The sequence below is a fragment of the Peptoniphilus raoultii genome (assembly GCF_900099555.1).
Lineage (GTDB): Bacteria > Bacillota > Clostridia > Tissierellales > Peptoniphilaceae > Peptoniphilus_A > Peptoniphilus_A raoultii.
Genome location: NZ_FMWM01000002.1, coordinates 484,315 through 496,666, shown reverse-complemented (window position 1 = coordinate 496,666; position 12,352 = coordinate 484,315). Strand labels below are relative to the sequence as shown.

Annotated in this window: 12 protein-coding genes; 6 read left to right on the top strand and 6 right to left on the bottom strand. The window is 35.7% G+C overall.

Annotation, left to right across the window (positions count from 1 at the left end; translation table 11 throughout):
* Nucleotides 1-183: 183 nt before the first annotated feature.
* The 5 genes from BQ4446_RS02320 to BQ4446_RS02300 all read right to left on the bottom strand — a co-directional run bounded on the left by BQ4446_RS02320 (nucleotide 184) and on the right by BQ4446_RS02300 (nucleotide 5,375).
* Complete coding sequence (locus BQ4446_RS02320) at nucleotides 184-1,032, bottom strand: hypothetical protein (protein WP_071026307.1); 849 nt, start codon at nucleotides 1,030-1,032, stop codon at nucleotides 184-186.
* A 150-nt stretch (nucleotides 1,033-1,182) separates the two neighbouring features.
* A complete protein-coding gene (locus BQ4446_RS02315) occupies nucleotides 1,183-1,788 on the bottom strand; it encodes a DUF4428 domain-containing protein (RefSeq protein ID WP_071026305.1) in 606 nt (201 codons plus the stop codon).
* Nucleotides 1,789-1,825: 37 nt separating this feature from the next.
* The gene (locus BQ4446_RS02310; RefSeq protein ID WP_071026303.1) at nucleotides 1,826-3,346 is read right to left on the bottom strand and encodes a TFIIB-type zinc ribbon-containing protein; all 1,521 of its coding nucleotides are present in this window, start codon (nucleotides 3,344-3,346) and stop codon (nucleotides 1,826-1,828) included.
* 8 nt (nucleotides 3,347-3,354) lie between these two features.
* On the bottom strand, nucleotides 3,355-4,626 hold the full coding sequence (locus BQ4446_RS02305; protein WP_071026301.1) for an SPFH domain-containing protein: 1,272 nt from the start codon (nucleotides 4,624-4,626) through the stop codon (nucleotides 3,355-3,357).
* 26 nt (nucleotides 4,627-4,652) lie between these two features.
* Entirely contained in the window at nucleotides 4,653-5,375 is a 723-nt protein-coding gene (locus BQ4446_RS02300) for a copper amine oxidase N-terminal domain-containing protein (RefSeq protein ID WP_071026299.1), read from the bottom strand.
* 237 nt (nucleotides 5,376-5,612) lie between these two features.
* On the opposite strand from BQ4446_RS02300, the gene BQ4446_RS02295 reads away from it, so the two are divergent.
* Genes BQ4446_RS02295 through BQ4446_RS02285 form a run of 3 tightly spaced genes read left to right on the top strand, consistent with a single transcriptional unit; the run spans nucleotide 5,613 to nucleotide 9,172 of the window.
* Complete coding sequence (locus BQ4446_RS02295; RefSeq protein WP_071026297.1) at nucleotides 5,613-7,280, top strand: hypothetical protein; 1,668 nt, start codon at nucleotides 5,613-5,615, stop codon at nucleotides 7,278-7,280.
* Nucleotides 7,267-8,556: a sensor histidine kinase gene (locus BQ4446_RS02290; RefSeq protein ID WP_071026295.1), complete on the top strand. Its 1,290-nt coding sequence runs from the start codon at nucleotides 7,267-7,269 to the stop codon at nucleotides 8,554-8,556. The genes BQ4446_RS02295 and BQ4446_RS02290 overlap by 14 nt, the downstream gene beginning before the upstream one ends.
* On the top strand, nucleotides 8,546-9,172 hold the full coding sequence (locus tag BQ4446_RS02285; RefSeq protein WP_071026293.1) for a response regulator transcription factor: 627 nt from the start codon (nucleotides 8,546-8,548) through the stop codon (nucleotides 9,170-9,172). The genes BQ4446_RS02290 and BQ4446_RS02285 overlap by 11 nt, the downstream gene beginning before the upstream one ends.
* Nucleotides 9,173-9,340: 168 nt before the next feature.
* Here BQ4446_RS02285 and BQ4446_RS02280 read toward each other — a convergent pair whose 3' ends face one another.
* Nucleotides 9,341-10,210: a DUF4300 family protein gene (locus tag BQ4446_RS02280; protein ID WP_071026291.1), complete on the bottom strand. Its 870-nt coding sequence runs from the start codon at nucleotides 10,208-10,210 to the stop codon at nucleotides 9,341-9,343.
* 159 nt (nucleotides 10,211-10,369) lie between these two features.
* Between BQ4446_RS02280 and BQ4446_RS02275 the strand changes: the two genes are divergently transcribed.
* From BQ4446_RS02275 to BQ4446_RS02270, 3 genes are all read left to right on the top strand, one after another.
* A complete protein-coding gene (locus BQ4446_RS02275) occupies nucleotides 10,370-11,389 on the top strand; it encodes a diaminopropionate ammonia-lyase (RefSeq protein ID WP_209019092.1) in 1,020 nt (339 codons plus the stop codon).
* A 39-nt stretch (nucleotides 11,390-11,428) separates the two neighbouring features.
* Complete coding sequence (locus BQ4446_RS08705) at nucleotides 11,429-11,560, top strand: hypothetical protein (RefSeq protein WP_280630400.1); 132 nt, start codon at nucleotides 11,429-11,431, stop codon at nucleotides 11,558-11,560.
* 203 nt (nucleotides 11,561-11,763) lie between these two features.
* Nucleotides 11,764-12,351 carry a TetR/AcrR family transcriptional regulator gene (locus tag BQ4446_RS02270; protein ID WP_071026289.1) on the top strand — a complete coding sequence of 196 codons (588 nt, stop codon included), beginning with the start codon at nucleotides 11,764-11,766 and terminating at the stop codon, nucleotides 12,349-12,351.
* The last annotated feature ends 1 nt before the right edge of the window (nucleotide 12,352 follow it).

The window sequence follows — 12,352 nt, the reverse complement described above, 5'->3', positions numbered from 1 at the left end:
AATATCCCTCCTTATTCTCCTTTTCGTATGGAAACATTTGCTTTATATCTTTATCTTATAAAATTATTTTCTTTTGCACATCACCCGAAAGAATGATATTTTGTGAAATTTTATAATTTTTTGTGTTTTTTTGTAAATTTTTATGTTTTTTTGTAATTTTTTAAAATTTTTGCGTTTTTTAAATTATTCTTCTACCTTTTTTCTTTTGAATAAAAAGTAAACTGCTAAGACTAGTAGGGCTGCTCCTGCTCCTGAAATTCCTATGCCCATGGTTTTGTTGCTACCTATATTGTCGACGGCGAAGTCTTCGCCACTGTGGATTCCCTTTTTTATATAGGATATGTCTAAATCATCATCTAGCATAAGCCAGTCGCCTTGTTGTATGCCGACTACGGTAAATTCAAGGGGACCTTTGTCAGCATATACTTCGTAGGAGTACCTCTGTTTGTCTACTTGGTCCTGCCACTTCATGCCCTTGTAGCCTTCGATGAAATCTGGTATATATTCATCCTCGCTTAGATAAGTAGTGTCGTCGTTTTTGCTCTTGTGGATATATAATTCATAATCACCTAGGTCTTCTTCTGTTATGTCCTTCCACTTGTCTATGGTTTCTATCTCTTTAAACATGCGCGGATCGATGTTATACTCACCTATCTTTATTGGTGCTATAAGTTTACTAGAACTAAGTTCTTCTGTGTTCACTCCGTTATTTTCACTCTCTGTATCCCAGCCCAAAGCGAACCAATCGTACTCGTAGTCTGTATTTTTAACGTGACTAAAGATTTCTGCTTTTCTATATGCGGCAAAGTATGGAATGGTTACGTCTGTTGCCGGATCTTTAAATGGTAGTTCTGGTTCTACTGTGCCTGCAAGGATTACCACTTTACCTTCGTTTTCGCTATTTATTTTGCCATCGTCTACGTATACTGCTGTGTCCAGGGTCTTTTGTATTCCTGGCTGTTCTACTAAGATTAATATTCCAAGTCCAAGTATTAACGCTCCTGCGATGATCAGTATTATTATCTTTTTCATATTTTCCCTCCCTACTCCTTTTCGTATGGAAATATTTGATTTGTATTTTTATCTTACAAAATTATTTTCCTTTGCACATCACCCGAAAGTATGAGATAGGAAAATTTTATAAACCCACCGGTATAACCAGTGGGTTTAAAATGTAATATTTTATTTTTGAATAAGGCTTCCTTCACTTACTCTTTCTGTAAGATCCAAGATGATCCATGCACTTGTTCCTGCTTCTACCTTATGCTTGCCCGTATTGGCTGCAAGCATCGTCTCAAATGTTGAGCTACTAGAACATTCAATGACATCTAGAATAGTCGTGGTGACATCATTGCCATTTGTAGTAATTGTAACCGTGTCATCTTTTGCAAACTCACCTGCTATAATCTCAGAAGTTGCCACAATTCTGTTCTTGTATGCTTTTGCACGTTTTAACCCAACATCTAAAGCCTTCGGCGCAATGGAGAAGCATTTATCAGCTTTAGCAACATTGGCATAATCGGAGCCGACATTCTCGATGATTTGTGCCTGCTCTTCTTTCATTGAACGAATCATTTCTTCAATTTCAGCTACTGTCATAACCTTCAGAGGATCACTGTTTTTTATAACATAATCTGCTCTATCAAAACCTTCAGTGATATTGAATTTACCTCGGAGCATTTTTTCACAATCACTACAGATTTGTCCATCTTCAACTTGCAAGCCGCTTAAAAATTTCATTTCATTGCCGCATATCGGACATAATTTTTTTTTACCGAATAGTCCCATCGTTTTCTCCTTTCATTTTCTAATCATTTTAATTTATTTACTGCTTGTCAATAGTTTCGTTTAGTTTCTTTTTATTTTCTTCGACTTCGTCTAAGATTCCCTTTTCTTTTGCTTTTTTAAGGTGTTTGTCCTTGGTTATGTCGAGCTTATTTCCTCTCAGTTCTCTTGAGTTTTCTCCTTCGATATAAGATTCTACAAGTCCTTTTAGATTTTTTACAAACTTATCTTCACAAACTAGGTTACTTATTTCGTGCTTGGTTTCTACTTCGTAGTGGTGTCTTTCGTCTGAGTTTCTGTACCTTGCATAGATTGTGAAGTAGAAGACGAATCCTGATACTAATAGTATCCAGAAGAAATGTCTTGAGTCTTGGAATTTTGTATCGTCAAACATGCTCATGGCAGCCACTAGATTCAATACAAATGCTGCTAGTCCTCCGAAGATTTCTACTAATACTGAGACGAAGAATAGTTTCGTGAAGTTTATAGGCACACTGCCCATGGTTTCCTTGGTCCTTGCGTTTACTGCCACGTAATGAAGGAGGTTCTTGCCATTTTTCTTTTCCATATAGCTGTAGAGCCACACTGGTAGGTAGGCTGCCTTCCAGGAATCACCTTTAACTTTGTAGTCTTCGTCATCCCATCTTACGCCTCTGTCGTATTCTTCCACAGTCTCCTTTGCCGCAAGTCTTGCCACATCGGAGCTTTGTGCAAAGACTGCTTCTCTTAGAAAATCGATATTACTATCTCTCTTCTCTGATGTGTAACCTTTCATGTAGTTTGCGTTGAACTTCACAGAGTTTTCTGTATCGAAGGGCATGATGGCGTTTATGATGTTGGTGGTCTTGTCCTTGGCTGTGTAATCCAGTTTGTCGCTGGATGATTCTATGGATAGATCATCTATAAATATATCGAAGTCCCTTTCAATTTCGTAGCTATCTGCGTCGTACTCTGTGTGTTTGTCGTCCCCTGTGCCGACTTCGTAACTATCTGTTTCTATTTGACCTTCGCCCCATAGATGCATGTGAGCATTTATATCCACCAGCATGTATGGAAGGTAGACTCCGCAGATGTTCTCTGTGGTAAACTCTCTTGTGAATTTTGGATGGGCGAAGAATTTTCTCTGTTTGACGAAGTCCTCTATTTCTGCTCTTGCGTCGCTCTTTGTGACGCTAAATGGAAGTATGACATCCGGCACTGCTCCATTCGGTATTATATTGTTGATGGAAAGTGTGTTACGGCACCAGTGGCACCTTGCCTGGGTGGTAGTCATGGTGTCTATTACTACTTCTGCACCACAGCTTTCGCATTTAACTGTCACCATGCTTTCTGCTGCTTCGTCTATGTCTGCTGCTCCACTTCCCATAGTGGTTCCTTCCAATGTGCTTATGTCTTGGTCTTCTGGTGCTAGCTCTGGTTCAAACTCATGTCTACAGAAATTACATCTTAGTTTGCCTGTCTTGGTGTTGGTCTCTATGTCTGTTGAGCCGCACTTAGGACATTTGATCTGACCGTCCTTTAAGCCGCTTGTCATATCTATTATTTTTATATCGTCTTCCATAAAATCACCTATAGTCCTAGTAATTCTCTCTTCATCTTGTCAAATTCTTCTTGGGTTATGACTTCTGCGTCGAGAAGTTTTTTCATCTTTATTAGTTTTTCTGTTGGATCTTCCGGTGGTTGGTTTTGTGGATGTCCTTGGTTTTGATTTTGACCTTGGTCATAGTAGCCTTGGTTTTGTCCTTGGTTTTGGTATCCTTGGTTTTGGTTCATTCCTCCACCGAAATTAGGTTGGTAGGAGTTTCCTGCGTTTGGCTGCTGTACTCCTCCCATGACATTTCCTGCTTGGTTCATTCCCATTCCCATAAATGCCATGTTTGCTCCGCCACCGTTTTCTCCTGCGGCTTGCATACCTCTTGCCACTGATTGTTGCATAAATGAATTGCCACGTGATCCTGAAAGTGCATCGGCTCTCTTGACATCCTTCATCATTTCCTTGGTGTCTTCGTCATATTCGATGGCTAAGATGGCTGTTTTCACGATTTCAAGACCACGGGTGGATCTCCATTCGTAACCGTCTTCTACTGCAGCTGATAGTGATTTTGCAAATCCGATTTGATCTCCTTGGATCTTGCTCATTCTATTGCCCCTGGTTGGATCGTTGGTATAGTTTGAAAATGCTGCTGATAGACTGCCAACTACTTCATTGAAGAGTTGCTCTGAAGCTTCGTTATCCATGTCGCTTAAATCAAAGGCTGGTGCTCCAGAACTTAGATATTTAACTGGAACGAAATTTTTTAAAAATAAGATTGGGTCCACGACTTGAACTGTGTATGTTCCTCTAGTTACTGCTCCTACTTGGGTGCCGAAGAAGGCATCGTCCCAATATATTTCACTTTGAGTTCCAAATCTATTGTTTGGTATTTCTTTTAGGTTTACATAGAAGAGCAGTTGGTTTGTAGCTGGTATACCTCCAAACTTAAATTTTTCCCAGGATGTTTTGACTATGGATTCCATAAGTCCGTCCCCTGAAAATATGGATTTTGAATTTGGATCGTCTGAGCTGTAAATATATCCTCCTATTTCTGTAATTATGCCGGTAATTGCTCCGTCTTGGATGGTTACTAGGGCAGTTCCTTCTGGAACGATGATCTTGGTTCCATTGGTAATTACATTGTCATTTCCTTTGTAATTTGCTCCTCTATCGTTGTTTGTTCCCATAGGTACTCCTGGAAACACTGCCGCAGTTGCCGGGACTCCTTCCATCGGTCCGTAAAAATCTTTCCATTGATCTGCGAGAGTTCCTCCTAGTGAACCTCTAAATGCTTGTATAAATCCCATGTTATCCTCCTTAAATTAAATAATTTTTAATAAATTCTTTCAAATGTGTCGTTAACCACGTCATATTTCAAGACCATAGTTCCTGTTTCGTTTATGAAGTAGTGTCCAACTAACTCTGTAAGTTCTTCGTCAAATGGATTATCTTTTCTAAGGGTAATCCAAAATCCTATCGACTTCCTGCCATGATATTCTACTTCCTCTTCACTTACTTCTACCACATATGCGTCCTTGTCCAAGACCTTCTTTTCTCCAAGTTTCTTTATAAGCTCATCTCCTGCATCGTCTACTGTGAGTAGTCCAACTGGCACAGGTTTTTCATCTATGTAGACTGCCCTCTTCTTTGCATCCCAGTTGACATCTATGTAGAAGAGTTCTGAGATGGCTCTAAGTGGAATATAGGTTCTGTTATTTTTTATAAACGCCGGTGCATCTATTGGAATTGGACCAGCTTTTATCTCATCTGAGAACCAGACCATGTCTTCTCCTATGGCTATATGGATGCTTGCATCATCTCTTTCTATGTTTACGGTCTTGTCTTCTCTATTGTATTCAACATTTGCGCCGATATCTTCTGCAATGACTCGGACTGGGACAAAGGTTCTGCTACTCTTAATGATCGGTGGCTGGTCTGATTTAATTAGCTTGCCATTTACATAGATCTTTACTTCGCTTGGTCCTTTAAATCCAGTCAGAAGTATTGCCACGAGAATCAGTAGCATGAGTTTAATTTTCTTCTGTTTCTTTGACATAGATTCCTCCTTATTGCTTGTATGGAAGTAGATTTTTCACTTTCTGCCTTTATCTTACAAAATTTTTTTACTTTCCACATCACCCAAAAGTATGATTTTTTAAAAATTTTTTGGAATTTTTTCAATATATGAAATTAGTATAAATATAATCTTTTTGATATAATTAGTTTAAGAATTTCTTTATTTTATTAGTTTAATAATCGAGTAAATTTTATTTTATTTTGAAGGGAGGCTACTATGTATCGCAAAGAAATCTTTGGTTATATTTTTTCAATCTGTTTTGTTGTAATCGCTTGTGTTTTGCACGCTTTGGATTTTTATAATTTAGTGGATTTTCCTGTGCATACCATAGTGCTTATCCTCTATTCTTTTGTAATTTTTTTGTGGATGAACAATATGATTAATAGAGTCCTTAGACATTCTGTAGCCACAAGATTTAAAATCATCGGCATACTTCTCATTTGTTACCTTACCGTGAGAACTGTGAAGTACGAAATCTTTATAAATAACGAAGACGCTGTAAGAATTATAAGAAATTTCTACTTTGTATTTCCACTGGTTTTAACTCAACTCGTGTTCTTGACTTCTCTTCACATCGGTAAATCCGAGAGAGAAGGCATAAGTAAGTATTGGAATATTCTTTGGATACCTACTTGTGTAGCTGCATTATTAATCTTAACCAACGACTACCACGAACTAGTCTTCTCCGTTGACCCGAGTGTTAGAGGTCTAAATATGTACGGTCCCGTATTTTATTTCGTAATTATCTACACAGGCCTTTTAGCTCTATGTACTTTAGTCTTTACTATGATGCCATCTTTTAAGAATCGACATCTGGCTTCGGTAAATCTTCCGATCTTCATCATATTTATATGGGGTCTTTATACTTTTCTATTCATGGTTGGCTGGGAGCCTTTCGAATATATTAAAATTATTTTTAAGAGTGCAGAGTTTAACATCCTTATGGTGCTACTATTTATTGAATCCTTGGTATTTATGAGACTTCTACCTTCCAACAGGGACTATGAATCATTCTTACAACTTTCTTCTCTAAATATCGGCATTGTGGATTTAAATAAAGAAATGATCTTCCGCCCGAAAAAGTATAAAGATATAGATCTTGCTCTCGTTGACCAAGCGATTAATAATCCCATCTTTATCGACGAAGACACTCTGCTTGAAAGTGCAAATATTACTGGCGGTACATCATTTTGGTTTGTAGATTTTACTGATTTCAACAATCTAAAGAGAAAACTCCTTTCCATGAATGAAGATATGCTGAGCGAAAACGAACTTCTAAAGGCAAATAATGCCTTGGAGAAAAATATGGTCAAGGTTGAAGAAGCAAGAGAAATCAGAGAGCACATTCACATGAAGCTTAGACCTCAGTTCGATCAGCTTAAATACATACTTATAAATCTACCAGAAGATGAGAATCTATTTGAGGTTAAACTAAAGCACGCCTGTTTTATCGATGTGTACATAAAGAGATATTCCAACCTGTTCTTGATTACGAAGAATAAAAAGACTTTGGACCTTGCAGAGCTTAAGCTTGCGTTTTGCGAATCTCTTGACTATTTAAAATTAAGCGATGTTAATACCCGTTTAGATTGGGATTTAAAAGGAAGGTTCGATGCAAAGTACTGTCTCGACCTGTATGAAATTTTTCAATATGCACTAGAATTTTACATGCCTGGTATCGACATTCTCCAGGTAAGTCTATATAGAAAAGACCGTATACCTACCCTAAGTATTAAAATTACCGGTGTAGAACCGAAATCTTTCTTAAGCAAGATTAAAGATACCTATACTAATCGCAAAATCTTGATTGATGAGGATCTAACAGAGGATGAAATAAACCTATATATATTTCTCTTGGAAGGAGGCATATATGACTCTTTTTAATCTAAGCATCTATAACCTAGCCACTCTATTTCTATTTAACACCGCTATCTTAGTCGCAAGTGTAAAGATTATTATTGATACAGCAAGTAGTAAGCTATACGCCAAGTATTTTGTACATAGTGTATTCATCTTTTTATTGAGTTTTTTCTCTACGCAAATTTTGGCAGAGATTGGAACTGGCAAACTCTACTTTGCAAAACCTATGGTAGACCTTCCCGTTTACTTATTTATAATCTTCGATTTGTTCCTCTGCACCCTTGAAATTCTCTTTGCAATAAGTTTTATAAAGACTAATAATAGTATTATAGGTAAGAACTCTATCAAGGAAAGTCTGGACAATCTTCCAGATGGCATCTGTTTTTCAAAGCTTGACGGTACGCCCCTCTTGGTAAATAGAGTAATGCAGGACATAAGCTACGCAGTCTTTGGCAACATGCTTGCAAACGACTTGGTCTGTGCGAGAGATATTGAGAACAACAATATAAAGAAGGAAGCGCGAATCTTGCATCGTGATCCTCTCGTAGTAGAAGCACTGGGAGATATTTGGTATATAAAGATACTCATTCACAACAATCTCAGAGAGACCTTGGCTTACAAGATCACCCTTGAGTGGGGTCTGTACCAAGAAATTGAAGAAAAGAATAGACAGATCGAAAAGATCAACAAAAGTCTCAAAGAATACCAAAAGAACGTGGCAGAGTACACGAGACAAAAGGAAATATTGCAGGCGAAGATAAAGATTCACGACAAGATCGGTCAGTCCTTAATCTATTTTAAATGCTACTTGGACATGAACGAAAAGACCAAGGAAGATCGAGATAAACTCATAAACTTGTGGATGGAAAGTCTACTCATGCTTGGGGAAAAAGATGATTTCCTAAGTGAAAAAAACGATTTGTCAAAAAGTAGAGCAAAATTTGAAAAACTCATCTCCACAGCAAAAGACATCGGAGTTACTGTCCATGTGGAAGGCGTTACTCCAACCAACGAAGGCGACTTGAATTTCTTGTTAGAGATTGTCCACGAAGCACTTAACAATGCAATCAGACACGGTCAAGCCAAAAATATATGGATCAAGCTTGAAGAAGGGAATTTAAATATCCATTGTAAAATAAAAAATGACGGCGTCTTATCAAAAGAGCCGATAGTAAAAAAGGGCGGACTAAAAAACATCCGTCAAAGTATAGAAAACTGTGGTGGCAAGATGAAGATAGAAGTGGATTCGGGCTTCACCTTAAATCTATCCTGGCCAAAAGGAGGAAAGTATGACATATAAAATAATGATCGTCGACGATCAATTCGTCTCCAGAGAGATGTTTAAACTATATATCGGCCAATGCCCCGACTACGAAGTGGTCTACTGTGTCGATACAGCCATGTTCGCAGACACCTATGTGATAAATAGCGATCTCGACCTGGTCATCATGGACATACTGATGCATGACGGGTCCAACGGCCTCGATGCAGCAGAAAAGATAAAGAAACTAAAACCGGAACTTAAGATTATCGCCGTAACGAGTATGCCGGAAGTATCATGGATGGATAGGGCAAAACAGATCGGCATCGAAAGCTTTTGGTATAAAGAAGTATCAACGGAGATAATCTTAGAAATCATCGAAAGGACATTAAGTGGAGAATCCATCTATCCAATTGAAATACCAGAGGTGAAACTTGGCATGGCTAAATCCACCGACCTAACCCCAAGGGAGATTCAAGTATTAAGGCTACTGACCACAGGAGAGGGAAACGGCGAAATCGCAAACAAGCTTGAAGTTTCACTAAACACAGTGAAGACCCATATACAGCATCTCTTAGGCAAGACTGGATTTGCAAGTAGGACGCAGTTGGCGATCCAAGCGAGGGTCACTGGATTTGTAATAGAAGACGATTAAAATTAAACAAAATAACGAAACCCCCGGTCTAACCGGGGGATCAAATTACAAAAAGGGCTCCTAATGGGCAATTTTTTTGTGCTATTTTTAATATTATTAAAATACTTATTGGAAAATTCTTTAACTCTAGTGTCCAAATAAACTTATAATTTTTACTAAATTTCATAATTAAATTTCTACATATTTATTATTTTCCATTATAAATGGTGGTGCTACATTAGGATCTTTGTAGTCCTTATATTTTTCCTTTAAATACTTGTAGCAGGACCCTTTGTTAGCAAATTTAACAGCCTGATAGGGTTCTTCAAAGGAAATTTTTTCTAAAAATAAGTAGCCTTTTTCAATTGGAATAAGAACTCCAACGTGACCAATAAAAAGATAGTCTCCATCTAAATTATCATGAAGTACAACAGAAAGTATTTTAACTTTTTTAGGAAAGGTAAAATTTGATAAGTAAGAAGACATAACTTCTCCTTGAATTTTTGAATCTTTGCTTGTGTTTGTAGCTACTCTTGAAAATAATTTTTTAAAACTCTTAAATTCATCATCACTAAACAAATTTGATTTTTTTATTGATTCTTCATCCATAAAAAGTAGCTCATCATCAATTTTTGTGTCTGAATTAAAATTCATTTCATCTTTTAATAGAAGAAAAGAATTTATTCTGCAATTAGTGTCTGGAAATTTATGATTTATCTTATTTCTGGCTTCAATAATTTTCCCAGCGTCATAATTCGTGTATGATTTATTTTTAAAATCACCAAAGAGCAAGTCTTTAGGTATATCTTTATTGTAATCTCTCACAAGAGATATATATTTTTCAAAATTATTTTTATTTATCTTGTTTTGAACTACATTTTTAACAAACTCAAGGCTCTTTTCGTCATTAAGATTGGAAAAAAGAATATTATTTATTTCTTTTTCAACATTTTTACTTTGAGTAGTTTCATTAATATTTTTGTTTTCTAAGTTATTTTTTGTACATCCTGATGTTGCAAGGACAAGGCAAGCTAAGAGAATTGAAAAATTTTTATTCATGTTTCCTCCTATTTTAAAATTATCAAAGTAGATTATACAATAAAAAATATTTTTTCTAAATAAAATTAATTTAAAAATAACAAGGATTAAACATAGAAAATTCATATCTTTTACATAATTATAATGTTAAACTAATAATAAGAATTGAAGGAGTGCGATATGGATAAATTTAATTTAACTTATATAAAAAATAAAAATTTTAATGCAGATATTTCCGATTTTGATTATGAGTCTGCAAAAATTGTAAATAATTTTCACAAGTCTTTTGATAGTTATGAGATACCCCCCCCTGTTGATTTAAAAAATTTGTCAAAAGAAATTGGAATTAAAGGATTTTTTGTAAAAGATGAGTCTTATAGGTTTGGATTAAATGCCTTCAAGGTTCTTGGAGCAAGTTATGCCATTGCAAATTATATAAAAGATAGAATTGGCTTGGATGAAAATAATCTAAGCTTTGATGAGATAACTTCAAATGAGACAAAGGAGAAACTTGGCAAAATAACTTTTGCTACTGCAACAGACGGCAATCATGGAAGAGCTGTTGCTTGGACAGCCAATAAACTTGGTCAAATCTCAAAGGTTTTTATGCCTAAAGGGACCTCTCTTGAGAGACTTGAAAATATAAGAAGAGAAAATTCTGATGCAAATATTATGGAAGAAAATTATGATGATTGCGTTAGACTTGCTGCAAAATTTGCTGAGGAAAACAAGGGTGTTTTGATTCAAGATACTTCATGGGAAGGTTATATTGATGTACCAAAAAACATTATGAAGGGTTATTTGACTATGGCATTTGAAGTCTACAATGAATTGAAAGAGAAAGATATTATGCCGACACATATTTTCTTGCAAGCAGGTGTTGGCTCAATGGCAGCATCTATTACTGCATTTTTTAGAAATGTATTGAAGGACAACCCTCCAAAGATTATTATTGTTGAACCAAATAAGGTAAACTGTCTTTATAGAACAGCAGATGCAAATGACGGAAAGCTTCACTTTGTCAAAGGGGATTTAAACTCTATAATGGTGGGACTAAATTGTGGCGAACCTATAACAATTGGCTGGCCTATATTAGAAAATTATGCTGATTATTTTTTGTCAGTTGATTATAATTACACTAAAATTGGAATGAGACTTTTGGCTAATCCAATTAAAAATGATAGAAAAATTATTTCATGAGAATCTGGTGCTATAACAAGTGGTATTGTTTACGAACTTATGACTGATGATGATTTAAAAGATTATAGAGAGGAAATTGGATTAAATAAAGATTCAGTAGTCCTTTGTTTTTCAACGGAAGGCGATACTTATAAAAAAGCATATAGGGAAATTGTATTGGAAGGAAAATAAGTTAAAATTTTTAACTAACTTGTGTATATAAATTATTTTTCAATTAAATAAAATAAAAAATTTAGGACTTTGCGTAAAGTAAAGTCTTTTTTAGTGTAAAAAATTTTTAAAATAAAAATAAAAAAACTATTGAACTTTGTTCACAAAAGGTTTATTATATTTCCTGCAGAGGTGAACGATGTTCAGAGTTAAAAGGAGGATACATGTTAAAGTCTGAGGAAAGAAAAAAAGAAAACGAAAATAAAATTACAGAAGCAGCTCTTTCATCCTTTAGAGACAAGGGTATAGATGCAACTTCTATTAGAGACATAATGAATAGGACTGACTTGGGGCTTGGAACTTTTTATCTATATTTCAGAGACAAGAAAGACCTAGAGGAAAAAATTGTTTTAGATATTATGATGGAATTAACTTATTGTGCAGAATCGAAGTGTAAAGGTAACGATTCAAAGGAGAGGTTAATTTCCTTTTTTGACTATATAATTGAGCATTTAATAAAGGATCAACTTGAGTTAAAACTTATTTCAAATAATTTAAACTGGGCTCTTTATGCAAAAGTCGAAAATGATGACAGGTTTAAGGAAGTAGAAACCACTCTTGATTTTATCTTAAATAAGTTTTCAAACTTATTCCCAGTAATTTTATCAGAACAAGAGAGACTTTTCATTTTGGCCTTAACCATTAGAATTGTGCTATCAACTTGTGAATCTGCATTAATGGAAGATTCAGTCCTTGGAATAGATGAAATGAAACCAGTGTTATATAAAATTGTTGATAGAATATTTAGGTAGA

Excerpts from the sequence above, each read along its gene's own strand:
- BQ4446_RS02320 (WP_071026307.1), bottom strand. The coding sequence starts at position 1,032 with ATGAAAAAGATAATAATACTGATCATCGCAGGAGCGTTAATACTTGGA.
- BQ4446_RS02315 (WP_071026305.1), bottom strand. The coding sequence starts at position 1,788 with ATGGGACTATTCGGTAAAAAAAAATTATGTCCGATATGCGGCAATGAA.
- BQ4446_RS02310 (WP_071026303.1), bottom strand. The coding sequence starts at position 3,346 with ATGGAAGACGATATAAAAATAATAGATATGACAAGCGGCTTAAAGGAC.
- BQ4446_RS02305 (WP_071026301.1), bottom strand. The coding sequence starts at position 4,626 with ATGGGATTTATACAAGCATTTAGAGGTTCACTAGGAGGAACTCTCGCA.
- BQ4446_RS02300 (WP_071026299.1), bottom strand. The coding sequence starts at position 5,375 with ATGTCAAAGAAACAGAAGAAAATTAAACTCATGCTACTGATTCTCGTG.
- BQ4446_RS02295 (WP_071026297.1), top strand. The coding sequence starts at position 5,613 with ATGTATCGCAAAGAAATCTTTGGTTATATTTTTTCAATCTGTTTTGTT.
- BQ4446_RS02290 (WP_071026295.1), top strand. The coding sequence starts at position 7,267 with ATGACTCTTTTTAATCTAAGCATCTATAACCTAGCCACTCTATTTCTA.
- BQ4446_RS02285 (WP_071026293.1), top strand. The coding sequence starts at position 8,546 with ATGACATATAAAATAATGATCGTCGACGATCAATTCGTCTCCAGAGAG.
- BQ4446_RS02280 (WP_071026291.1), bottom strand. The coding sequence starts at position 10,210 with ATGAATAAAAATTTTTCAATTCTCTTAGCTTGCCTTGTCCTTGCAACA.
- BQ4446_RS02275 (WP_209019092.1), top strand. The coding sequence starts at position 10,370 with ATGGATAAATTTAATTTAACTTATATAAAAAATAAAAATTTTAATGCA.
- BQ4446_RS08705 (WP_280630400.1), top strand. The coding sequence starts at position 11,429 with ATGACTGATGATGATTTAAAAGATTATAGAGAGGAAATTGGATTAAAT.
- BQ4446_RS02270 (WP_071026289.1), top strand. The coding sequence starts at position 11,764 with ATGTTAAAGTCTGAGGAAAGAAAAAAAGAAAACGAAAATAAAATTACA.